This is a genomic window from Methylophaga sp. SB9B (assembly GCF_004832235.1).
GTDB classification, from domain to species: domain Bacteria; phylum Pseudomonadota; class Gammaproteobacteria; order Nitrosococcales; family Methylophagaceae; genus Methylophaga; species Methylophaga muralis.
On record NZ_SSXS01000004.1, the window covers coordinates 150,172 to 172,990 of the forward strand.

At 44.5% G+C, this 22,819-nt stretch carries 17 protein-coding genes, 4 tRNA genes and 1 pseudogene; 8 read left to right on the forward strand and 14 right to left on the reverse strand.

Annotation, left to right across the window (positions count from 1 at the left end; genetic code table 11):
• Positions 1-220 precede the first annotated feature (220 nt).
• The 4 genes from E8Q33_RS06090 to E8Q33_RS16695 form a co-directional block, all read right to left on the reverse strand.
• On the reverse strand, positions 221-1,117 hold the full coding sequence (locus E8Q33_RS06090) for a MotB family protein (RefSeq protein ID WP_069295104.1): 897 nt from the start codon (positions 1,115-1,117) through the stop codon (positions 221-223).
• A 21-nt stretch (positions 1,118-1,138) separates the two neighbouring features.
• Positions 1,139-1,912, reverse strand: coding sequence for a flagellar motor protein PomA (gene pomA, locus E8Q33_RS06095; RefSeq protein WP_069295103.1), 774 nt, complete (start codon positions 1,910-1,912; stop codon positions 1,139-1,141).
• An 89-nt stretch (positions 1,913-2,001) separates the two neighbouring features.
• A complete protein-coding gene (locus tag E8Q33_RS16690; protein WP_371413272.1) occupies positions 2,002-3,288 on the reverse strand; it encodes an ABC transporter substrate-binding protein in 1,287 nt (428 codons plus the stop codon).
• On the reverse strand, positions 3,285-4,157 hold the full coding sequence (locus E8Q33_RS16695) for a hypothetical protein (RefSeq protein WP_371413273.1): 873 nt from the start codon (positions 4,155-4,157) through the stop codon (positions 3,285-3,287). Before E8Q33_RS16695 ends, E8Q33_RS16690 begins: the two co-directional genes overlap by 4 nt.
• 120 nt (positions 4,158-4,277) lie before the next feature.
• Between E8Q33_RS16695 and E8Q33_RS06105 the strand changes: the two genes are divergently transcribed.
• Both E8Q33_RS06105 and E8Q33_RS06110 read left to right on the forward strand, forming a co-directional pair.
• Positions 4,278-5,066, forward strand: a complete 789-nt coding sequence (locus E8Q33_RS06105; protein ID WP_136553583.1) for an enoyl-ACP reductase — start codon at positions 4,278-4,280, stop codon at positions 5,064-5,066.
• Between the two features lie 82 nt (positions 5,067-5,148).
• A complete protein-coding gene (locus E8Q33_RS06110) occupies positions 5,149-6,366 on the forward strand; it encodes a dicarboxylate/amino acid:cation symporter (protein WP_069295100.1) in 1,218 nt (405 codons plus the stop codon).
• Between the two features lie 35 nt (positions 6,367-6,401).
• Here the strand turns inward: E8Q33_RS06110 and E8Q33_RS06115 are convergent, their stop codons facing one another.
• The 8 genes from E8Q33_RS06115 to E8Q33_RS06150 all read right to left on the reverse strand — a co-directional run bounded on the left by E8Q33_RS06115 (position 6,402) and on the right by E8Q33_RS06150 (position 14,488).
• A complete protein-coding gene (locus E8Q33_RS06115; RefSeq protein WP_136553585.1) occupies positions 6,402-8,294 on the reverse strand; it encodes a SurA N-terminal domain-containing protein in 1,893 nt (630 codons plus the stop codon).
• Between the two features lie 78 nt (positions 8,295-8,372).
• Positions 8,373-8,449 (reverse strand) — tRNA-Asp (locus E8Q33_RS06120).
• A gap of 9 nt (positions 8,450-8,458) precedes the next feature.
• Positions 8,459-8,532: transfer RNA gene (locus tag E8Q33_RS06125), tRNA-Val, on the reverse strand.
• Between the two features lie 13 nt (positions 8,533-8,545).
• The gene (locus E8Q33_RS06130; protein ID WP_014707392.1) at positions 8,546-8,818 is read right to left on the reverse strand and encodes an HU family DNA-binding protein; all 273 of its coding nucleotides are present in this window, start codon (positions 8,816-8,818) and stop codon (positions 8,546-8,548) included.
• A gap of 207 nt (positions 8,819-9,025) precedes the next feature.
• Entirely contained in the window at positions 9,026-9,826 is an 801-nt protein-coding gene (rsmA, locus tag E8Q33_RS06135) for a 16S rRNA (adenine(1518)-N(6)/adenine(1519)-N(6))-dimethyltransferase RsmA (RefSeq protein WP_136553587.1), read from the reverse strand.
• A complete protein-coding gene (gene pdxA / locus E8Q33_RS06140) occupies positions 9,827-10,822 on the reverse strand; it encodes a 4-hydroxythreonine-4-phosphate dehydrogenase PdxA (protein ID WP_136553589.1) in 996 nt (331 codons plus the stop codon).
• A complete protein-coding gene (locus E8Q33_RS06145) occupies positions 10,819-12,084 on the reverse strand; it encodes a peptidylprolyl isomerase (protein ID WP_136553591.1) in 1,266 nt (421 codons plus the stop codon). Before E8Q33_RS06145 ends, pdxA begins: the two co-directional genes overlap by 4 nt.
• 133 nt (positions 12,085-12,217) lie before the next feature.
• Positions 12,218-14,488 carry an LPS-assembly protein LptD gene (locus E8Q33_RS06150; protein ID WP_136553593.1) on the reverse strand — a complete coding sequence of 757 codons (2,271 nt, stop codon included), beginning with the start codon at positions 14,486-14,488 and terminating at the stop codon, positions 12,218-12,220.
• Positions 14,489-14,773: 285 nt separating this feature from the next.
• Between E8Q33_RS06150 and E8Q33_RS06155 the strand changes: the two genes are divergently transcribed.
• From E8Q33_RS06155 to E8Q33_RS06165, 3 genes are all read left to right on the forward strand, one after another.
• Positions 14,774-14,849 (forward strand) — tRNA-Ala (locus E8Q33_RS06155).
• Positions 14,850-14,873: 24 nt separating this feature from the next.
• Positions 14,874-14,949 (forward strand) — tRNA-Glu (locus E8Q33_RS06160).
• Between the two features lie 151 nt (positions 14,950-15,100).
• Positions 15,101-15,679 carry a hypothetical protein gene (locus E8Q33_RS06165; RefSeq protein ID WP_136553595.1) on the forward strand — a complete coding sequence of 193 codons (579 nt, stop codon included), beginning with the start codon at positions 15,101-15,103 and terminating at the stop codon, positions 15,677-15,679.
• Between the two features lie 23 nt (positions 15,680-15,702).
• On the opposite strand, the gene lptG is transcribed toward E8Q33_RS06165, so the two are convergent.
• Together lptG and lptF are read right to left on the reverse strand one after the other, a co-directional pair.
• Positions 15,703-16,764, reverse strand: a complete 1,062-nt coding sequence (gene lptG / locus E8Q33_RS06170) for an LPS export ABC transporter permease LptG (protein ID WP_136553597.1) — start codon at positions 16,762-16,764, stop codon at positions 15,703-15,705.
• Positions 16,761-17,891 (reverse strand): LPS export ABC transporter permease LptF, encoded by a 1,131-nt coding sequence (lptF, locus tag E8Q33_RS06175; RefSeq protein WP_245652019.1) that lies wholly within the window; start codon positions 17,889-17,891, stop codon positions 16,761-16,763. The genes lptG and lptF overlap by 4 nt, the downstream gene beginning before the upstream one ends.
• Before the next feature lie 86 nt (positions 17,892-17,977).
• On the opposite strand from lptF, the gene E8Q33_RS06180 reads away from it, so the two are divergent.
• The 3 genes and pseudogenes from E8Q33_RS06180 to E8Q33_RS06190 all read left to right on the forward strand — a co-directional run bounded on the left by E8Q33_RS06180 (position 17,978) and on the right by E8Q33_RS06190 (position 22,750).
• The gene (locus tag E8Q33_RS06180; RefSeq protein WP_136553599.1) at positions 17,978-19,465 is read left to right on the forward strand and encodes a leucyl aminopeptidase; all 1,488 of its coding nucleotides are present in this window, start codon (positions 17,978-17,980) and stop codon (positions 19,463-19,465) included.
• Between the two features lie 10 nt (positions 19,466-19,475).
• Positions 19,476-19,910: a DNA polymerase III subunit chi gene (locus tag E8Q33_RS06185; RefSeq protein WP_136553601.1), complete on the forward strand. Its 435-nt coding sequence runs from the start codon at positions 19,476-19,478 to the stop codon at positions 19,908-19,910.
• Between the two features lie 87 nt (positions 19,911-19,997).
• Positions 19,998-22,750, forward strand: a pseudogene (locus tag E8Q33_RS06190) (valine--tRNA ligase).
• Positions 22,751-22,819 lie beyond the last annotated feature (69 nt).

The window sequence follows — 22,819 nt, forward strand, 5'->3', positions numbered from 1 at the left end:
GAAATTTTTTGCATGTTCACCTCTTAATTTTTTATCGCAGGGCCTTGTGTAATGACTATTTTGTTGTTTTAGGGGTCATTTCTTATTAAATCAAGGTTGTTTAACCTGCTGTAATTCTCTTTTTATGCTGATCTTGCAAGCGATATGGGCAATATCAAAAACCTGCAAATAATACCATTGTTTGCAGTGATATATTGCTTTGCTGGCAATCTAGTGGAGTTTAACGGACTTGTTGAATTTCACTTTCAATCGCGTCATGTTGTTGAATCAACTCGTCTATAGACTGCGTAAAGTCAGCGTCTATTGAACCTTTTAGTACAACAATTTCCACACGACGGTTGGTCGCTCGATTAGCAGCGGAATCATTCGGGGCTAGAGGTTTAGTATCCGCATAACCTTCCAATACAAATCGCTCTGGCGGTATCGTATTGTAATTCAGTAGCTCATGAACCACTGAAGTAGCCCTTGAGGTGGATAACTCCCAATTAGAACGATAACGGGCCGTACTAATTGGAATATTATCGGTATGACCAGCCACGGCAATTAAACCATCGGTCTGACTTAACACTTCGTTGATTTTTTTCAGGATTGGAATAAAGTCCTGATTCAATGTGGCATCACCCGATGGAAAAGAACCGCGTTCGCGAATTCGAATGACGATACGGTTGAGCTGATTTTCAACAACGATCAAGCCCCTTTCGATTTCCGACTCCAAAGCCTGTTTAAATTCTTCTACTTCTTCTGCCACTTGCTTTGCCTGCGCTTCTGCAACCGCTTCCGCATCCATGGTTATTTTCAAGACATCTCGCGTATCGTCGGTGGTTTCTTGGCGAACAATGTTTAATGGTGTGGGCTTAGGTTCACCGGGGCTGAACTCCTGCGCGATAATGCTGGTGCCTTTAGGTATCGCTTCATCAATGACTTCACGTTGTACACCAAATGCTTTTTCCAAGGACATGACCACCATTTTATATTTGATGGCGTCAATCTCTGCAAAAGACAGCAATAACACGAAAAAACACATTAGTAGCGACATTAAATCAGCAAATGTCGCCATATAGGCGGGTAAACCTTTCTTTTGTTGCTTTTTGAAACTCTGCGTTTCAGACTCACTCATCTTTAAGTCGACTTCAGCAGATTAAGCTTCGGCTGGAGCCGGAGCTTCAGCATCCCGCTTGGAAGCCGGGAGATAATTTTTCAGTAACTCTTCCAATACTTTCGGGTTCTGCCCTTCCTGAATCCCCATAACGCTCTCAATTATAATGCTCTTATTCATCAACTCTTCGTTGCTACGAAGGGCAAGTTTATCGGCTACCGGTAGGGCAAACATATTGGCAATCATGGCACCGTAAAGTGTCGTCAATAATGCAATCGCCATAGCTGGCCCAATTGACTTTGGATCAGACATATTTGATAGCATTTGCACCAATCCCACTAACGTACCAATCATGCCCATTGCCGGTGCAGCATCACCAATTTGCTGGAAAATCTGTTGTCCGATGCTGTGACGATTAACGGTTTCATTCATTTCGGTATTCAGCGCTTTTCTTACAACAGCAGGCTCATGGCCATCAACCAGCATACGGATACCTAAAGCAAGTGCCGGATTTTTAACTTCTTGTCGTTCAAGCGCCAATAAACCCTCTTTGCGGGCGATACCGGCTAGTTGCACAACACTGGCGATAATTTCCGAAGGATCTTCTGATTTATGAAGAAAGGCTTTAGTCGCCGTTTTCATCGAACCGATAAACTGTTTGAGCGTAAAGCGCATCATCACCACAGCGAAAGTGCCGCCGACAACGATCATAAATGAGGGGGTATTGATAAAGGTACTCGCCGCTGCACCAAGTGCGATAGTGGCGATAATCAGACTCCAGGCGATTAAAAAACCCAGTAAAGTAGCCAAATCCACGTGCTGTTCTCCCTGATTAAGTCTTGCCTGAAGTCATAGAGCATTTTTTGCGTTTTAATTGTACCGGATGCTTTCCAAAATCAACAGTATCAAGAACTCACAGCCTGTTGATATTTTTTCCGTCGGTAAATAATGATTGCTGGCAACAGTGCCAGGACAATCAAAAATAATAACAAGACAAATGGCCAAATGGTTGGTTGATTCCATTTTGCTCTTAACTGGTCTCGTAATAGCGGATCAATACGGTGATACTTTAATGTATTGTTTGCCATCAAATTTGGTTTGATGTTTTTATTCCATGCATGAAATAAGGTTAATTGTTTGGGATGAAATCCCCATACCCAAGGGGCATCATGCCTGACAATCTCTACCATTTCATCGATAATTTGCTGGCGCTCATCCCCATCCGGCATAACGCGCATTTGTTCAAATAATCTATCAAATTCAGGATTCTGATAATTCGCACTATTTTCGCCATTATGAATAGCTTTAGCATTTGGGCCATATAGCAAAAATAGAAAATTTTCCGGATCGGGATAATCGGCACTCCAACCTATTCTGAAGATCTGCGTTTGACCTCGGCGCATTTTATCTTGAAAACGATTGTAATCAGTTGAGCGAACAACTAGCTGGATATTAAGTTTTTGAAATTGCTTGCGCATCCAGTCTAATTGGGCCTTAGCATCGGGGCCAACTGCTGCCACATCAAAATACAGAACTAAAGGCTGTCCTGTTTCGGCATCGCGTCCTTTTAGGTATCCCGCTTCGGCCAATAAGTTTCTCGCGTATTCGATAGGTTTAGTTCTTACTGCATCATCACGCCATTCATACACGTAAGGGTCCAGTCCCGCCCTACCTTCCCGATAGCCAAAAATTCCTGGTGGTATCGGCCCTTGGGCAGGAATACCGCGGCCGTTAAAAAAAATCGACACAAATTCTTCTTGATCAATCGCAATGGCAATGGCCTGACGCAATTTGCGAGCCCTTTCTTCGTTTCCGCCGACAACAGAATCCAACATATTGAATCCTATGTAATGGGTCGTCGTACCAACGGCAGACTGCAGGTCGATACCTTTTTTCATCATATCTTCACTTAAACCAAATGAACCGCCTGAAGATACCTGAATGGCCTGATCAAAACTGTCTGATGTCAAACCACTGACATCGTAATAACCCTGAATAAATTTCCCCCAATAGGAGGTACTTTCTTTTTCAAGGGTATAAATAATCTTATCGATAAATGGCATTGGCACACCGGCGTCATCCAATAATCCCGCTGCGGCATCACCGGGATTTCCTTCTGTGGGATAAGTTTCTCCGTGATAGTTGGGATTCTTCACCATCACCATGCGCCGATTCGGATCGTTTTCGATCATCTGATAAGCGCGGTTCCCACCGGATACCAATCCAAAGTGATATTTTTAGCTACAAGCACTGCTTGTTGATAAAACACATCGGCTTCCCAAGGAATCGGAGCAAAAAATGGCATTGCCAACCAGTATTTTAACTGTGGATACTGACCATAGACGGTAATTTGGTAACGATAATCGTCAATCACCTGAACGCCATCTATCTGCAATTTTCGCAAATCAATCGGTTCATTTTGCTGACGCATTTTGCCAAGTGTGGCAGCGAAATCACCTAAGCCGACAATATGTTCACTCATTAAACCCAATATTGGTGAATGAACTTCAGGATGGGCCAAACGTTTAATTTGATAAACGTAATCCGCAGCTTTTAATTCCCGCGTCGCTTGCTTGGGGAAATCCATAATGGTTTGTATGTTGCGGGATGATTGGTTATCTAAATCGTGATATAGAAATTGCCCGGTTTTATCTTGAACAAATGCAGGATGTGGCTGATACGCAATGCCCGGTCTGATGGTGATGGTATAACGTGAAAAAGCAACATTTTCTGTTGTTTGTTGTGTTGGCGGTAATGGCTCACCATTTATATCCAACAATTCAACCTCTGGCATATTTGCAGCCGTTAGAGGTTCTAATGTGTAAGGTCTTTTAAGGTAATGATATTGAAATGGTGGCTCATAAATCTGCGCGGTAATCAGACTTTCATTGGCAGAATAAGAACGAGCAGGATCGAGATGTTTTGGACGCAGCATAAAGGAGCTGTAACTTACCGACTTTTCACTCTCAGCAGCAGGATATGGTGAATTGAGAGCCGAAAGGTCACACCCTGCCAGTAAGGCAAATAGCAGGACCTGTACTAAAACACTAAATCGGGTCATAACCATCCATAATCGAAGCCAATCAAATGACGAGTATATCGGGAATGTAACTGGCTCGCCTCTTCCCGTCCCAGTCAAAATCAGGTAAGTTTATCGGTTTTAAAATTTCTGGAGTACTTCATGGGTTTTCTACAAGGTAAACGGGTATTGATTGTTGGCGTGGCCAGCTCACGTTCTATCGCTGCCGGTATTGCGCATGCTATGGCTCGTGAAGGCGCTGAATTAGCTTTTACCTACCAAAACGACAAACTCAAATCCCGCGTTGAAAAGATCGCTGAAGAATGTGGCTCCAATCCGGCATTAATTTTCCCTTGCGACGTCAGCAGTGACGAACAGATTACTGCCGTTTTTGATGACTTAGCCAAACAATGGGACGGCTTGGACAGTATTATTCACTCAGTAGCATTTGCCCCGCGCGAACAGTTACAAGGCAGTTTTGTTGACAGCGTGACCCGTGAAGGTTTTGCTTCAGCACATGATATCAGTGCCTATAGTTTTGCTGCCTTAGCAAAAGCAGGTAAAGAAATGATGGCTGGGCGTAATGGTTCATTATTAACGTTGAGTTACCTGGGCGCCGAACGTGCTATTGATAACTACAATGTCATGGGCGTGGCCAAAGCGGCCTTGGAAGCTACTGTTCGTTACATGGCTTACTCTTTAGGTCCAGATGGTATTCGTGTCAATGCCGTTTCAGCAGGTCCAATAAAAACCCTTGCCGCAGCAGGCATTGGTGATTTTGGCAAGATGTTAGCGTATGGAGAGCGTAATTCTCCACTGCGTCGTAACGTCACTATTGAAGAAGTCGGTAATGTCGCCGCATTCTTATGCTCAGACCTGGCGTCCGGGGTAACTGGCGAAATCACCTATGTGGATGGTGGTTACAATATCGTTGGTATTGGCGATAAGTAAGCTAAACCGATGTTCATTCAGTTATCTAAAACAGGGCTTTAAGCCTGTTTTTGTTTTAGCCTTTGTAAATTAAGGACAGTTCATGCCTCACTCACATGCCGTCATTTTATTAATCCTAATCATCTTGAGTGCCATTAGTGGTGTTTTATTTGGCTGGTTTTTTGGAGAGTTATCGCTGCAAATCGGCTGGATGGGAGATTTATTTCTCAATGCACTGAAAATGATCATTATTCCACTTATTGTAGCCTCAGTTATCAGCGGCATTGGAGCACTTGGAGATGTTCGGAAGCTGGGGCGTTTAGGTGGGTCCACCATCCTTTATTATGGATTTACAACAGCTGTCGCCGTCTTTATCGGCTTGGTAGTCGTTAATATCATCCAACCGGGTGCAGGAATTGAGCTAGGCAATGCCACTGTTCCTGAGCGCATTCTTGAAAAACAGGGAACCGGCGTATCAGATATTTTCATGTCACTGATTTCACCGAATTTGTTTGCATCAGCAACTGAAATGCAGTTATTACCGATCATCGTATTTGCCATATTGTTTGCAATGGCACTCACGACTATTGGAGATCGCTCCAAGCCGGTGTTTGCAGTTTTTGATGGCATCAATGAAGCCATGATGAAATTAGTGATATGGGTGATGTACTTTGCGCCTTTAGGCATTTTTGCGCTGATAGCAGCCCGCATAGGGCTGGCTGGTGGTGGTGATGAACTGTTCAAAGAAATTCAGGCCGTCGGCTGGCATGTTGTCACGGTATTAACCGGCTTATTTATTCATTTTTGTTTTTTGTTGTTACTACTTCAACTGATTGCCGGTAAGGGCTTTAGTTATTTGCTGGGCATGAGCCGAGCCTTATTTACCGGTTTTGGTACAGCAAGCTCGACTGCCACCCTGCCTTTAACAATGGAAAATGCCCGGGAAAACAAGGTCAGTGATAAAGCCATCAAGTTTGTCTTACCGCTCGGCAGCACAGTCAACATGGATGGCACCGCACTCTATGAGGCAGCTGCCGTGTTATTCATTGCTCAGGCCTATGGCATTGATCTGACAATGACTCAGCAGGTTATCGTATTTATTACCGCTACCCTTGCCGCAATCGGTGCAGCAGGCATACCTGAAGCCGGACTGGTTACCATGGTGATTGTATTAAGTGCTGTAGGCTTGCCGCTGGACGGTATTGCACTGTTATTAGCTGTGGATTGGTTTCTGGATAGATTCCGCACTGTCGTCAATATCTGGGGTGATAGCGTGGGTGCTAAAGTAATCGATACGTTAGTCATAAAAAAGGCGCTTTAAGCGCCTTTTTCTTTTACTGCTCTCAATACTACTAATTACTCATCTTCAGTAGAAGTTACACGAGATTCGTAAATAGTAATTTTCGCTTCACTACGCAAAGCATTAATAAATGCGGCCATTTCGGCTCTGCCGTTGAGGCGAATCAAGTTTGATACTAAACCATCGCGTACTTCAGGTTCAATGTTGTCAGTATCACCTTGTTTAACTTCGCTGACAGCAACCACTACATAGTTTCCATTGTCAGCTGTAAAGCCCGCGTATTGTGCTGAACCTGTATTTGGCAAAGTGAAAGCCTGGTTCAAAATTTGTGCACTTATTTCCTGACTATCTCGTCCGTAAAATGCAGCAGCTTGCCAAGAATCAGGAAACACTTCTTCAGCAGGTGTTCCGGCTTTCAATTCCTGTAATCTTGATTCACCTTGAATGTAGGCTAAATCACTGGCCCGCTGGTAGCGAATTTGTTCAGAAATGGCTGGCGCAACTGAATCAAACGGCAACAAGGTTGCAGCGATATGACTGTTTTTACGAACCACGACAAGTCGTGTATCAGACAATTCGATAACTTGGCTGTTCAGATCCTGATTGAGCACATCATCCGAAAACGCCGCTTGAACTACAGCGTTGTTTTCTGCGATTCCACTACCGCCACTGCGAGTGAATGCGCCAGAGGTTTTGATTTCCAAGGCCAGGGTTTCGGCAGCAACATCTAGAGTTTCCGGATTTTCATAAGTGAGATTAGCTAACTCTTCTGCTTTATCGTAGAACTGACGTTCAGCTTGTTGGCGGCTGTACTGCAGAGCAACTTCGTCTTTCACATCAGCAAATTCAACATTGCTGGATTGATCAATATCCGTCAATTGAATGATGTGATAGCCAAACTCGGTTTTAACGGGTTCAGAAATATCACCAACATTTTCCAAAGCAAATACGGCGGCTTCAAATGTTGGTTCCATCACGTCGCGTTGAATTGGGCCTAAATCACCACCTGAAGCAGCTGATCCGACATCAATGGAATAGGTCTTAGCTAATTCTGCAAAACTTTCGCCTTCATCAAGCTTGGCTTGTATTTCAGCGAGAATTTGTTCAGCTTCGTCATTATCGTTAATTAAAATGTGACTTGCAGTCCGAAGCTCTGGTCCGACAAACTGGATTTTATTATCAATAAAATATTGTTGTAACTGCTCATCACTTACTTCCATCTGCGATGTAATGGTTTCTAATGATAATTCGAGGTAATCCAGTGAAACTTGTTCTGGAGTGGTATAGCTTGATTGATTGGCGTTATAGAAATCACGCACATCACTCTCTTCAACTTCGGTTTGATCTAAGAAATCTTGAAGTTTGAGTACACCGTAAGCGATTTCACGTTGTTGGTTTTCCAGTTTCAGCAGTCTTTCAACCTCAACCTGAGACACAATTGTACTGCCTTCAACATTTTGAATAAGTTGTTGTCCTAAGAGGTCATTACGTAAGGTCGCTTCGTAGTAAGCAGGCGTAAATCCAGCACGCGCCAATACCATTTGGTATTGCTCACTATCAAATCTACCATCGCGCTGGAATGCTGGAGTCTGTTGAATAAATTGGGCAATCTGGCGGTCACTGACTCGTTGACCAAGTGTGTCTGTTGCCGAGCGAATCAGTCGTTGCTCGATAAGGTCATCAATCACTGCATAACGTATTTCAGCGTTGTCAAAAAGCTCAGGGTTAAATTCTTCCCCCATCATTTCACGCATTTGTTCGCGATAACGTTGTACGGCTTGTAACAATTCAGAACGAGTTATCTCATCACCATTAACTTTCGCAACAACAGTATCACTTGGACCGGTAACGTAAGAGTTAACACCCCAAAGAGCGAAAGGAATACTTATCAAGGCAACAATAAACCAAGCAATCCAACCTTGGGCGCGATCACGTATGAAATGTAACATAGCAGTGAACCTTCTTTACGAAATGTGGGTTAATTTAAGCAAAAAAAAAGGCGCATAGAATGCGCCCTTCTTTTGTAATGGCGGAGCGGACGGGACTCGAACCCGCGACCTCCGGCGTGACAGGCCAGCATTCTAACCAGCTGAACTACCGCTCCTGATATTCCTGGTGGGTGCTGAGGGTTCGAACCCCGACCCTCGCCTTGTAAGGGCGATGCTCTCCCAGCTGAGCTAAGCACCCCAGAAAAAAGAAACTAGTTTACAGCATCCTTAAGAGCTTTACCAGCTTTAAATGCAGGAATTTTAGCAGCTGCAATTTTAATTTCTTCGCCGGTGCGTGGGTTACGGCCGGTACGAGCAGCGCGCTCACGAACAGAGAAAGTACCGAAACCTACCAGAGTAACTTGATCGCCTTTGCTTAAAGCTTTTGTGACAGCAGATGTTACACCATCAACAGCCAAAGCCGCTTTTGCTTTTGAAATGTCTGCGGCCGCAGCAACTGCATCGATTAATTCAGATTTATTCACAGCTTAATTCCTCGTGTCATTTATATTATGTGTTCAAGTCCCAAAGGACACACAACACCTCGGCGCGTCTCATTGGTTGTGTGTATCTAACTACAGCAAAAACAGTGTGTCAAGACAGGAAAACATTAGTGTCATTCGCCATTAACATTTTTTGTGAACAGCCTCTAAACTGTTAACAATTAAGTATTTAAGCATTTACTTATATATTTAAGGCTTATTTGAAGCATTAAGCGATTGAGCCAAAGATACATATTGCTCAACTGAGAGGGTTTCAGGTCGCTGTTTTGGATCGATGCCTTGTACCTCTAACTCAGACAGGGAAACACTATTTTTCAAAGTGTTAGCGATGGTTTTTCGGCGTTGGCTAAAGGCTTGCGTCACTAAATTACTCAAGGTTTTTATACAGACAGCACCACCGACAAACTGTGTTCTTGGCTGCAGATAAATTATCGCTGACTCAACCTTTGGGGGTGGATCAAATGCAGTGGGAGGAACAATAAACAATTGTTCGACTATACATTGATACTGAATCATTACACTTAGGCGACCATAGCTTTTATTGCCAGGTGCGGCACAAATGCGCTCTACAACTTCTTTTTGTAGCATAAAGCACATGTCTTCAATCAGTGGGGCCTGCTCAAGCAAATGAAATAATAAAGGGGTTGTAATGTTGTAAGGAAGATTACCAATCACCCTCAGTTTTTCGTCTTGTTGAGGTAATACACTGAAATCAAATTCCAGGGCATCAGCTTGATGAATATATAGATTTGTAGCTGAACTGAATTGCCTTTCAAGTATCGGTACCAAATCCCGATCCAATTCAATTACATCCAGACGTCCTGCATCTTCCAATAACCATCCAGTCAGAGCTCCTCGACCAGGGCCGATTTCGACAATATGTTGGTCTTTTTGTGGAGATATTGCAGCAATAATATCGGCGATTACTGCTTCGTCATGTAAAAAGTTTTGGCACACGTTTGCGAGCTTTTGGATAGGGGCGTGACTCATTCATAGCATACTTTTATTTGAAGACATGGTTGCTGCCATATTGATTGCGGCTTGTAAACTCGTTGAATTGGCTTTGCCCGTGCCGGCAAGATCCAATGCCGTTCCGTGATCTACCGAGGTGCGAATAAATGGCAGTCCAAGTGTGATATTAACAGCGTCACCAAAACCTTGATGTTTTAATACAGGTAAACCTTGATCATGATACATCGCCAGAACAGCGTCATAATCGGCAAGGCGAGACTTTACAAAAATCGTATCGGCGGGCCAAGGTCCGGTAAAGTCATATCCTTGCTGTTGCATAGATTTTATTGCGGGCTCAATAGTCGACTGTTCTTCAGTTCCCAAATGCCCTCCCTCACCTGCATGTGGATTTAATCCACAAACGGCTATACGAGGCAGCTTTAATCCAAAATCATGCTGCAGAGAGTCAGACAGGATTTGCATAATCTTTAGCAGACTTTCCTGGGTAATGGCATCCGCAACATCGCGCAGTGGTAAATGCGTAGTGGCTAATGCCACGCGAAGCTCTGGAGTTGCAAGCATCATCACAACCTTTTCGACACCGGCGCCATCGGCAAAAAACTCAGTATGCCCGCTGAAAGCAACCTTTGCGTCGTTAATCACACCTTTATGAACTGGCGCAGTTACGACAGCATCAAATGTATTAGTGAGACAACCATCTAGTGCCGTTTGTAAAGTTTTCAGAACATAAGGCGCGTTTGCGGTGTTGAGTTGCCCGGCCACAACTTTTTCAGCTAATTCACAGGGTAAATAGACAATTCTCCCCGCGACCCCAGGTTCAGCTGGCACATTGGGATCAAACTGCATTAATGCTATTGGTAAACCTAATTCATCGGCTCGCTGCTGCAGAAGGATGGGGTCAGAAATTACAACAATTTCATTGGGTTGAACACTTTGCGCTAACTGTATGCATAAATCTGGTCCGATTCCGGCTGGCTCTCCAGCGGTCAGCGCTATCCGGCGAACATTACTCAAAGTCCACGATACTCAATATATGCTTCGTCACGCATAGCTCTTAACCAGCTTTCAAGGTCTTCTTCAATTTTACGCTGCTTGAGTTGTTCACGAGCTTTGTTCCGATTGAACTCATCCGCCATATTTTGTTCACGACGCTCTTCCACTCTGACCAGATGCCAACCAAAACGGCTTTGGAATACTTCACTCATTTCACCTTCACCCAATGAGTTCATGACTTCTTCGAACTCGGGCACCATCACACCCGGGCTTGTCCAGCCTAGGCTACCACCATCAATGGCAGAACCGGTATCTTCAGAATGCGCTCTTGCGAGCTCAGCAAAGTCTTCTCCATTGGTGATTCGCTCACGTAGTTGGTTGAGTCTGTTCTGAGCGACTTCGTCAGTCACTAATTCATTGGTATTAATTAAAATATGACGTGCTTTAGTCTGTTTAACCAAATGCGTTTCTTCACTACGTTTTTCAGCCAGTTTAACTAAATGAAAACCACTACCACTTCGAATAACGTCACTGACTTCGCCAACGGCTAAAGCAGGAACTGCACTAGCGAATAAAGTAGGTAACTCAGCTTGCTTGCGCCAGCCTAAATCCCCACCTTCTAGCGCATTTTGACCATCAGAATAACCGGCTGCAACTTCAGAAAAATCACCACCTTGATCCAGCAAACCCTGAATTTCAGCTAGTTTTTCCTCTGCTGCCTGAACTTGTTCGGGTGCTGGCGCATCAGGTAATGCGACAAGGATATGTAGCAGTCGAAAAGCTTGCTCTGAATCACCCTGCAAGTTTTGTGTCGCTAAAAAGTTATCTACTTCACGTTCGGAAACGACAATTGAATCTTCAACTTCAGCTTTGCGTAAACGATTAATGACCATTTCTTCGCGGATAGTTTCGCGAAATTCAGCAAAATCATAACCATCGCTTTCTAAGGCATCACGGAATTGGCGTAACGTTAGATTATTACTTTCAGCGATTTGTCTAATCGCAGCATTCAACGCATCATCGGTGACTCGTATACCGGACATCTCAGCCCGCTGGATTTGCAGTCGTTGCATGATAATCCGCTCAAGTACCTGACGACGCAGTATTTCTGAAGATGGAATAGTGGCATTACGTTGACGAAGTTGTTGACGAACTGTCTGCTCCATTTCGACCAGTTCACTGTCTAAAACCACTTCGTTATTGACGACAGCGACGATACGATCAAGCGGTGCGGCCCATACGCTGTTAGCCAGCAATAAGCCGACAAGCAAATATTTAATCATGAACTATACAAACTCCGTAAATTGATGGCCGACATTATAGCGGTTCAAAACAATATGACCTAACAGCCAATCAAGCATTTATCAGAATCATTGACAAAGTTAGCCATTAGAAAGTTGAGTGTTGATGGTGACTTTATTCATATCCCATAATACTGTTTTCCAACAGACTTTCTGATTTCTTACCGAAGCGGCCTAAACCTTTCAGCTCAATTTCAAAATAGATGGCTTTAGTGCGATTTTCACCATCAATACCACTATTGACGCTATTAATAAAATCAGTGTCTTTAATGTAATCCCTGTAAACGATGCGGGTAGCCCAACAACAGCTATGATATTCAACACCGGCTAATGATTCGAGTGTCGTACTGTCTCTTAATGAACGATAATAACGTCCAATAACGCTCCATTGGTCATTGATTGGCACACTGCCAGATACATCAATCTGCTCGAGTGGAAACCGATTCTCACCATCATCGCGTCGGTAACGATGGGCAATATTGAATACACCACCGTCATCGCTACGGTAGCGTAACTGCAAAGACGACATACTCGATTGGGTAGTATCAGGATCCCATTGGATTTGTCCGGCCAGCGCCCATTCTTGTGTGATACTGGCGACAGCTTCAGCAATATAATCTGAATCGGAGGTTGTTTCTCTGGCATCAGGTCTCAAATTCACTTTCCGATCAGAAAAGTACTGGATTTGTCCCAACGTCATTCGTAACTTTTCACGTCCAGTTTCTTCATTTATAAATCGACTGGTTAACCCTACTGTCACTTGATTGGCATCACCAATTCTGTCCGGGCCTGTAAATCTGTCATGACTGAACATACTGCCCATACCAAAAGTTCGAAGATTGGTATCAAATAAAGGAATGTCATCCTGATTACGATATGGAATATAAAGATAGAAAGCTCTTGGTTCTAATGTCTGGATCATTTTGTTACCAGCAAAACTCATTGGCCTTTCAAAAATCAGACCACTATCCAGACTCACTACCGGCAGGGTCCGGTTAATTGAGCTTTCATCAAATTGAGATTGCGCACGTAAGTTATCCAGTGAATAGTAGCTTTGTTTTAAGGCGACTCTTGGCGTGACAAAAAAACCTGCTGTGCCCATTGGTAAACTGACGCCAGGCTCTAAATTCAGCCGTTGTCCCTTCACTAATTCATTATGATCAAAAGCCGTAAATTCGGAATTAAACTCGTAGCTCAATCCATAAGCCTGATCAGGTAGCACCCCACTTAAAGTAAGCTGCGGTAAACGTTGATATGGATCTTCTACTTCTTGCAGAAGGCTTTGATAGCCTTGTACTCGGGCGCCAAAAACCCATATATCGCCATAGTAGTTCACATCTAATAAACGATTTAAATGGGTCGTACTACTTAAACTTAAATTACCACTGAAATCTTCCAGATAGGCACGATCAGAAACATAATTATAATCTACGGTTGTATGCCAACGGTTGGCATATCTTCCAGTTTGTTGAAACGAAAAATGTTTCCGAGCTTCGTTATAGTGAGGATTAATTTCATCATTGTTACTACGCAAATTGTCATTGGCGAGAAAACCTGCATCAATCAATCCTTCGGACTGAGAGGTCAAATAACGGTACTCACCAATTAACATTAGCCCGCGATCAGACATATATCGTGGAGTCAGTGTCGCATCCATATCTGGTGCAATATTCCAGTAGTAAGGTGTACTAACATCAAAACCGGTTTCATTTGAATTGCCCATAGATGGAATCAGGAAACCAGATTTACGCTCATCACTTATCGGAAAACTAATATACGGCGTATAAAACACTGGAACATCCATCATGCGCAGTACTACGCCATAAGCCCTGCCGACACCTTCATCGTGGTCAAGGTCGACTTCATTAGCTTTTAACTTCCAGAAATCGTCGTCTTCCATACACGTTGTGTATATGGCATTTTTCAAATGCGTTGATTGAGTGCCTTGACGATTCACGTGGGTCGCTTCGCCACGCGCATTCATCTGCTTCATTTGGTATTTAGCATCAATCAACGTGCCACGATCTTCATTCAGATCCCATTCAGCCTGATCTCCGAAAATCGACATCTCGCTATCGCGTAAACGCACATCGCCCTGTGCTGTAACTTTTCCTGTTGATTGGTTGTAGGTAGCGCGATTGGCATTTAATTGCTGACCTCCGCGTCGAACATCCACCTTACCCGTGAATACAGAAGTTCCTAAATCGACTAATTGGGCAGTATCGGCTTTAACATCAACTTCACTTTCTTCAGTAAGCGCATCTTCGGGGAGGAAAAAATTGGCATCAGGACGAGGGCAATGACTTGGCACATGATAAGGCTCTGCAGAAACAAGAGGAGCAAAACAGGAAACAATACCTGCAGATAAAATCATCAGTTTGCGCATCAACATCCCCGGGCAGCCTTGATGACCGAAAAATCGGCCATTTCCATTCGATAAATAACTGCCAATTTATCGCACAGAAAGATGCTTTCATCAAATCTCCTATCTAATTAAGTACCCTCAAAATGATATATTTACCATTCATCAATAACTTAGCTTTATTCAGCTATCACAGGCATGGGTACATATCTTCATTTCCCCGTATAACCAACCCGACTATGTGTAATTATTTTTAAATATTCTGTTGACACAGAAAATCTCAATCCCTATAGTATGCGCTTCCTTTCGGGGGCTATAGCTCAGCTGGGAGAGCGCTTGCATGGCATGCAAGAGGTCGGCGGTTCGATCCCGCCTAGCTCCACCAAGATACGAAAGAAAACAGTTTTAGGTCCCCATCGTCTAGAGGCCTAGGACACTGCCCTTTCACGGCGGTAACAGGGGTTCGAATCCCCTTGGGGACGCCATATAAGGCAACCATTAACTGAGCGTTATTGGGTGTTATAAAAAGGCGGTGAGATTTCTCACCGCCTTTTTTGTTTTTGGCGTTACGCATTAGCTTTACTTCCCTATTACGCTCACAGATAATCAGCCAGCAGTTTTTCAATGGTGAGCAACATGACAGTCAATTTTTTCTCTGGAAATTCTTTTCTTCTTTCCCTTACATCAAGACAAGCTATCAACCAGTTGGTGGGCTTATTCATCTTTTGTTTGATGTTGTCTATTCCGGTGGCGCAAGCAAATGAGGAAAACACGGAATCCTTTGTCACTGAGTTTGCAGAGCTTAACGAAGCTAATCTCCCTACTTACGTAAGCAAGTTGAGCCATCGTTATTACGAACAGGTTGAGTTACTCGGAAAATATTTTCAGCTATACCAGCAAAAGCGTGACCCACGAGGCTTTAATGTCTGGCATCTGAGAGGCTTTACACCGTCGTTTGACGCGTTAAATGATGAGAGTCAGCAGGTTGCCAAGACTAACGAGAAATTCTTGGCAAATCGTCCGGAACAAGCGTTAAGCACTATTGTTGCTGAGCTACGCGATGTATCGGTGAATTTGATGCTCGCTTTTCGGGAAAACGATCCACAAGCTTTTAAAGCTGCAAACGCCATGGTCAAAGAACATGGTGACCAAATCGCTGCACTACTTAAAACACATAATCTGAATGAAGAAATTCGCGAGATATCGCTGAAATAGGGTCTATTTATCTTTAATAGACCCTAGCGCACCCTTCGCAACATAAATATGCCGATACCGGCAAAGATGATTGTTGGAAACGATGCGGCCAGCCAGGGCAAAACACCAAATACCAATCCCATATGCTGGAAGCTTTGATTGAACAAATGAAAGCCTATACCAACCAGAACACCCACCAGAATTCGTCCACCAACCGGTGCTGATCGTAACGGGCCAAAGATAAATGGCACGGCCAAAAACACCATCACTGCTGAGCTGAGCGGCATCATGATTTTGCTCCAAAATGCCAATTGATATTGACTGACCGCCTGATGATTGGATTTCAGATAGGAAACATATTCAATCAAGCTCCATACCGGTAAAAACTCTGGCGGAACTACAACCACATTCAACATGCCGGGATTGAGCTTGGATCGCCATTTGGCACGCTCAATCGATCTGACCTCTATACCATTTTCATCTATAGTGCTTTGCACCACATCAAGCATCAGCCACTCGTTATTTTCATAGCGTGCTTCTTTAGCTTGGGTAACGATGCGTAATTGATGCTTATCGTCGAATTCATACACTTTAATGCCTTCAAACCTGCCATCACGGTGAATGCGCTGGATATGATTGAAGTGGTTGCCATCTCGTGTCCAGAAGCCATACTGCGACTGACTGCCTTCAGTGCCAGTCTGTGCTGCCGTCTGAATTTGCATGGCTTTCTGTTCGGTTATTGGTCGGATAAATTCACCAATCACCACGGCGATAATCATTAAAATACCGGCGACAATCAATACGGCCTTGTTAATATCTTTAACCGATACGCCTGCAGCTCGCATCGCCACTAATTCGCTTTGAGATGCCAGCGTACCTAGTCCGATTACGCTACCCAACAATGCAGCAACTGGCAGTAATTCATAGACCCGTTTTGGCATCGACAAAGCGAGGTAAGCCAGAATATTACTGAGCTGATAGTCGCCTTTGCCGAGATCATCCAATTCAGCGATAAAGTCCATAAAGGTATACAGCGACATCAATACCACCAGCACTAAAGCGGTACTGCCTAATATGGTTTTACTGATATAGCGTTGCAGAATCATGCTGTTTTAGGTCGCTTACGTTGTTGCCAGAGTCGTTTAAGTTTTAGCCGGTTTTGTAATATCAGCATAATGCCGATCATCAACAAATGTACCCAAATTGCGCCAAACCAGGGGGCCAGATCGCCCTTCTCTACCCAGGCTCGGGTAACGCCTAATAAATTGCTGTAAATCACATAGACCAGTACTGCCGGAAAAAAGCCTGCATAACGCCCTTGCCTTGGACCGGTATGCGCTAACGTAATCGCAATCACACTTAAGATAACAGTCATTAACGCAGTGGATACCCGCCATTGAATTTCAGCCAGATCCTGTGGTTCGCCGCGTTCCCAAAGCTCGGCTGTGGGTAAAGACTTATGCCTTTCACGAACCTGCACTGATTCACCACGTTCAATCAACATACTGTGAGTGGCATATTCGGCAATGCGAAAATCCAGATCGCCTGCATTGCCTTCATAACGATAACCGTCTTCCAGGATCAGAAATTTGTCACCACTGTCGGTTTCGATATCAAAACGTCCGCGCTCAGCACGGAAAATCAGTGGTTTCTCATCACGATGAATCTCGATGAAGATATTCTCCATGTGAATTTTATCATCGCTGAGTTTTTGAGAATAAAAGGTCCAATCGCCGCTTTGGCTCTCTTTAAAACTACCGGCCACCAAACCGGTGGTATTGGCAGCTACCTTGGCTTTCTGTTCGATTTCATAGCGACCGGACAAAACATCGGGGACAATTAATAATGCCAAAACACCCGTGATAATCGCCATCGCGCCACTGAATATGACAACATTTCGTAATATGCGGTTACCATCAATGCCGCAGGCAGCTATAACAGTTAATTCGTTATCCGAGCTCATACGTGACAAACTCAGCAACACCGCCAGAAATGTGCCAATCGGCAACAATATAGACAACGCGCCAAGTGAATTGAGCCACAGTAAATTGAAGATGACTTCAGCAGGCAAATTACCAACAGCGGCCTGAGCCAAGTAGCGGGCAAAGCGGGTCGCCACGTATATCAGCCATAACACACCGATAACCGCTGTCAGAGAAAGTAAAAACTCTCTAAGCATATATCGGTCTATCAGGCTGAAACGCTCAACAAATAATCGTTTAAGGGCGGGCATTATTCAGTGGTCTTCGTTAGAATAGGCAGTCAGTTCACTGCAATAAAAAGCGCAGTCTAAACCATCTACATCAACAGGAGAAATCCATGCAGTATTTTGTGACCAAAGATGTTTTACCAACCCAGTCGATAGACTGTATTGCTGTCGCCGTATTTGAAGATAACAAACTCAGCCCCTCAGCGGCTACCTTAAACACAGCAAGTAATGGTTTGATTCAACGCGTAATTGATCGCGGCGATATCAATGGTAAGCCAGGTCAGACAATGCTGTTACAAGATATTGATGGCATTTCCAGTCCACGAGTTCTGCTGGTTGGTTGCGGTAAATATGACAAGACCACGGAAAATGACTTCAATACAGCTTGCATAACAATGGCTAAATGGCTAAACGAAAGTGCAGCAACTCAAGCCATTAGCTGCCTGGCCGAAACACCTGTCAAAGAGCGAACAACAGCGTGGAAAATTCGTCAAACGATCATAAATACCGAAACAGCTCTATATCGCTACAGCCAAACCAAAAGCCAATTTAAACCAGTGGATAAACCGCTGACCAGATTAGGCTTTATGGCCACCGAAGCTGATATCGACTCACTGGAACAAGCCTGCAAAACTGGCGCCGCAATTGGCAGGGGCATGAATCTGGCACGTGAACTCGGTAATCTTCCGGGCAATATCTGCACACCAACTTATCTGGCAGATCAAGCCATAAAACTGGGAAAAAATTTAGACAATCTGGTCGTTGATGTACTTGAAGAAAGCGATATCGCTGAATTAGGTATGGGGTCATTCCTGTCCGTTTCACGCGGCAGCCGTGAACCAGCAAAATTGATCACCTTAAATTACGGTGGTGGTGGCACTAGTAAACCTATCGTATTGGTCGGCAAAGGCCTGACCTTTGATGCCGGTGGTATTTCCCTGAAACCAGCCCCGGGCATGGATGAGATGAAATACGATATGTGCGGTTCGGCCAGTGTATTAGGGACCATCCAAGCGGTTGCCGAATTACAGCTACCAATCAATGTCATTGGGGTTATTCCAAGCTCTGAAAACCTGCCGGATGGTGATGCCAACAAGCCGGGCGATGTGGTTACCAGCATGTCTGGTCAAACTATTGAAATTCTCAACACTGATGCCGAAGGCCGCTTACTGTTGTGTGATGCCCTAACCTACAGTGAACGTTTTAATCCCGACACCGTTATAGATATTGCCACGTTAACCGGGGCAATTATTGTTGCTTTAGGCAGCAATGCAACGGGTTTGATGGCCAATAATCAAGACCTGGCAGATGATCTGCTTAAAGCTGGCAATGACAGTTTTGACCGCGCATGGCAATTACCGTTATGGGATGACTATCAAAAACAACTCGATAGTAACTTTGCCGATATCGCCAATGTTGGCGGCAAAGAAGCTGGCAGTGTTACTGCAGCGTGCTTTCTGTCCCGTTTCACTGAGAAGTTCAAATGGGCACATCTGGATATCGCCGGTACTGCATGGAATGGCGGCAAGGAAAAAGGTGCAACTGGCCGTCCAGTGCCTTTATTAATGCAATATATTCTGAACCGCTTGGAAGACTGATAGTTAGTTCATGACCAAAGTCAGTTTTTATATTTTAGCTACAACCGATCCGCTTGACCGGCAGCAATTTGCCTGCCGGCTGGCGGAAAAAGCTTATCTACAGGGTCATCAGGTATTTATTCATACTGAGGATCAGACTCAGAGTGAAGCTATGGATCAGGCGTTATGGGCTTTTCGGCCAGACAGTTTTGTGCCGCATCAGATTTTAGCAACTGACGACGAAATTAAAGCTCCGGTATTAATCAGCCATGAAAATACTGCGCCACCTAAATTAATGGATGTATTAATCAATCTAAACCCGGTTCAGCCATTATTTTTCAGTCAGTTTGAACGGCTGGCCGAAATTATTAATGGCGATGAAGAAATCAAAAAACAGGGACGCGTTCGTTATCAGTTTTATAAAGATCGTGGATATCATCTCGATACGCATCAGATAAACAATTAACGCAATCCGGCTCACTCATGACCGGGCGTACATTAAGCGGGTATAATGCCCGCTTTTCTTTTTCCGAACAGATAAACGCAGAGAAGCATGGACAAAACCTATAATCCCGATGCAATAGAACAACGCTGGTATCAACAGTGGGAACAAAACGGCGAATTCAAACCTTCTGGTGAAGGCACGCCCTACGCCATTATGTTGCCGCCGCCTAATGTCACCGGCAGCTTGCATATGGGTCATGGGTTTAATAACACCATCATGGATTTGCTGACCCGTTACCACCGCATGAAAGGCGATAACACGTTGTGGCAACCGGGTACCGATCATGCCGGTATCGCCACGCAGATGGTGGTGGAACGTCAGCTTAATGCCGAAGGCAAAACCCGCCATGATTTAGGGCGTGATGCGTTTATCGATCGCGTCTGGGACTGGAAAGCCGAATCCGGTGGCAATATCACCCGTCAGTTGCGCCGTCTTGGATCCTCTCTGGACTGGTCCCGGGATCGTTTCACCATGGATGACAATTTGTCCGAAGCGGTAAAACATGTATTTATCAAACTTCACGAAGAAGGTTTGATTTATCGCGGCAAACGTTTGGTGAACTGGGATCCTGTGCTGCATACCGCCGTATCGGATTTGGAAGTTTTATCGGAAGAAGAAGCCGGTCATCTATGGCATTTCCGTTATCCGTTAAGCGATGGCAGCGGTCATTTAGTAGTTGCAACCACCCGTCCGGAAACCATGCTTGGTGATACGGCCGTTGCAGTCCATCCGGAAGATGAGCGTTATAAACATCTGATCGGTAAAACAATAACTCTGCCGCTGGTTGGTCGTGAAATACCGATTATCGGTGATGACTATGTCGATCCGGAATTTGGTAGTGGCTGTGTCAAAATCACTCCTGCGCATGATTTCAATGATGCTGAAGTCGGTAACCGTCATAACCTTGAACAAATTAATATTCTGACCATTGATGCCGCCATTAATGACAATGCACCGGAAAAATATCGTGGGCTGGATCGCTATGCAGCGCGAAAACAAATCGTTGCCGATTTTGAAGCGTTAGGCTTACTGGAAACCATTCAGGACCACAAACTGATGGTGCCGCGTGGCGATCGTTCCAATGCGGTTATCGAACCGTTATTAACCGATCAATGGTATGTCAAAGCCGATGTACTCGCAGCACCCGCAGTTGAAGCGGTTCAGAGCGGTAAAATCAAATTTGTCCCGGCCAACTGGGATAAAACTTTTTATAACTGGATGGATGGCATTCAGGACTGGTGTATTTCACGGCAAATCTGGTGGGGCCATCGTATCCCTGCCTGGTACGACGAACAAGGCAATATCTATGTTGGTCACGATGAAGCCGATGTACGCCAAAAACATCAATTAACGGATTCTGTTGCCCTCAGACAAGATGAAGATGTGCTGGATACCTGGTTCTCATCAGCGTTATGGCCCTTCTCAACCTTGGGCTGGCCAGCGACGATGCGGCTTTGAAAACCTGGTACCCCAGCAGTGTATTGGTCACCGGTTTTGACATTATCTTCTTCTGGGTGGCTCGGATGATGATGATGGGTATTAAATTTATGGATGATGTGCCCTTTAAAGAAGTCTATATTCATGGGCTGGTGCGTGATTCACATGGACAGAAAATGTCGAAATCCAAAGGCAATGTTTTGGATCCAATCGATATTATTGATGGTATTGATCTGGAATCTTTGGTCGCCAAACGCACCAGTGGCATGATGCAACCGCAACTGGCTGCCAAAATTGAAAAAGCCACTCGCAAAGAATTTCCAGAGGGTATCGCACCGCACGGCACCGATGCGCTGCGTTTCACTTTTGCCTCATTAGCCACCACTGGTCGTGATATCAATTTTGATATGAACCGTATCGCCGGTTATCGCAACTTCTGTAACAAACTATGGAATGCGGCGCGTTACGTATTAATGAATACCGAAGCTCAGGATACCGGTATTGATAACGCTGAAGTGGAACTCAGTCTGGCTGATCGCTGGATCATTTCTTTACTGCAACAAACTGAACAGGATGTAACTCGTGCCATCGACAGCTATCGCTTTGATTTGGCGGCACAGGCGATTTACGAGTTTATCTGGAATAACTATTGTGATTGGTATCTGGAACTGTCCAAACCGGTATTAAACAATGAGGCTGCAAGTGATGCCGCTAAACGTGGTACCCGCCGTACTTTGGTTCGGGTTTTGGAAGCCACGCTGCGTTTAGCACATCCGTTTATGCCGTTTATTACCGAAGAAATCTGGCACACCATAGCCCCGTTAGCCGGTAAAACAGGCTCAACCATTATGCGTGAGGTCTATCCGGTAGCTGACAGCAGCAACATTGATAGCACTGCTGTTGCTGATATGGAATGGGTAATGCAATTTATTAACGGTATTCGTTCTATTCGATCACAAATGAATATTGCACCGAAAAAACAATTACCAGTGCTGCTCAAGGATGCCACTGACATTGATAAACAGCGTTTACAGGATAACCACGACTTTATCAGCCGATTAGCTAACCTGGAGTCTGTAGAGTTTCTGACAGGCGAAGCGCCTGCAGCTGCTACTGCACTGGTTGGCAAAATGGAAATCCTGATTCCACTGGAAGGTCTGATTGATAAGGATGCTGAAATTGCCCGTCTGGACAAGGAAATCAGCAAACTGGATAAAATCATCAAACAATCAGCGGGCAAACTGAGTAATGAAAACTATGTTGCCAAGGCGCCAGCAGATGTTGTTGCCAAAGAACGTGAAAAACTTGCCGAACTGGAACAATCGTTAAGTCAGTTACAGCAACAGCGTACCGCTTTAGGCTAAAACCCAATAGTTCTTTTCAGGAACTTTCCTCGTCAGTTAGTCAGTCAATATCATCACAATGAGCCGGTG

What these genes read in the sequence shown, in the direction of transcription:
- E8Q33_RS06105 (WP_136553583.1), top strand. Translation starts at nt 4,278, where the DNA reads ATGGGTTTTCTACAAGGTAAACGGGTATTGATTGTTGGCGTGGCCAGC.
- rsmA (WP_136553587.1), bottom strand. Translation starts at nt 9,826, where the DNA reads ATGAGTCACGCCCCTATCCAAAAGCTCGCAAACGTGTGCCAAAACTTT.
- E8Q33_RS06165 (WP_136553595.1), top strand. Translation starts at nt 15,101, where the DNA reads ATGACAGTCAATTTTTTCTCTGGAAATTCTTTTCTTCTTTCCCTTACA.
- E8Q33_RS06180 (WP_136553599.1), top strand. Translation starts at nt 17,978, where the DNA reads ATGCAGTATTTTGTGACCAAAGATGTTTTACCAACCCAGTCGATAGAC.
- E8Q33_RS16695 (WP_371413273.1), bottom strand. Translation starts at nt 4,157, where the DNA reads ATGACCCGATTTAGTGTTTTAGTACAGGTCCTGCTATTTGCCTTACTG.
- lptG (WP_136553597.1), bottom strand. Translation starts at nt 16,764, where the DNA reads ATGATTCTGCAACGCTATATCAGTAAAACCATATTAGGCAGTACCGCT.
- lptF (WP_245652019.1), bottom strand. Translation starts at nt 17,891, where the DNA reads ATGCCCGCCCTTAAACGATTATTTGTTGAGCGTTTCAGCCTGATAGAC.
- E8Q33_RS06150 (WP_136553593.1), bottom strand. Translation starts at nt 14,488, where the DNA reads ATGCGCAAACTGATGATTTTATCTGCAGGTATTGTTTCCTGTTTTGCT.
- E8Q33_RS06185 (WP_136553601.1), top strand. Translation starts at nt 19,476, where the DNA reads ATGACCAAAGTCAGTTTTTATATTTTAGCTACAACCGATCCGCTTGAC.
- E8Q33_RS06145 (WP_136553591.1), bottom strand. Translation starts at nt 12,084, where the DNA reads ATGATTAAATATTTGCTTGTCGGCTTATTGCTGGCTAACAGCGTATGG.
- E8Q33_RS06115 (WP_136553585.1), bottom strand. Translation starts at nt 8,294, where the DNA reads ATGTTACATTTCATACGTGATCGCGCCCAAGGTTGGATTGCTTGGTTT.
- E8Q33_RS06090 (WP_069295104.1), bottom strand. Translation starts at nt 1,117, where the DNA reads ATGAGTGAGTCTGAAACGCAGAGTTTCAAAAAGCAACAAAAGAAAGGT.
- E8Q33_RS16690 (WP_371413272.1), bottom strand. Translation starts at nt 3,288, where the DNA reads ATGATCGAAAACGATCCGAATCGGCGCATGGTGATGGTGAAGAATCCC.
- E8Q33_RS06110 (WP_069295100.1), top strand. Translation starts at nt 5,149, where the DNA reads ATGCCTCACTCACATGCCGTCATTTTATTAATCCTAATCATCTTGAGT.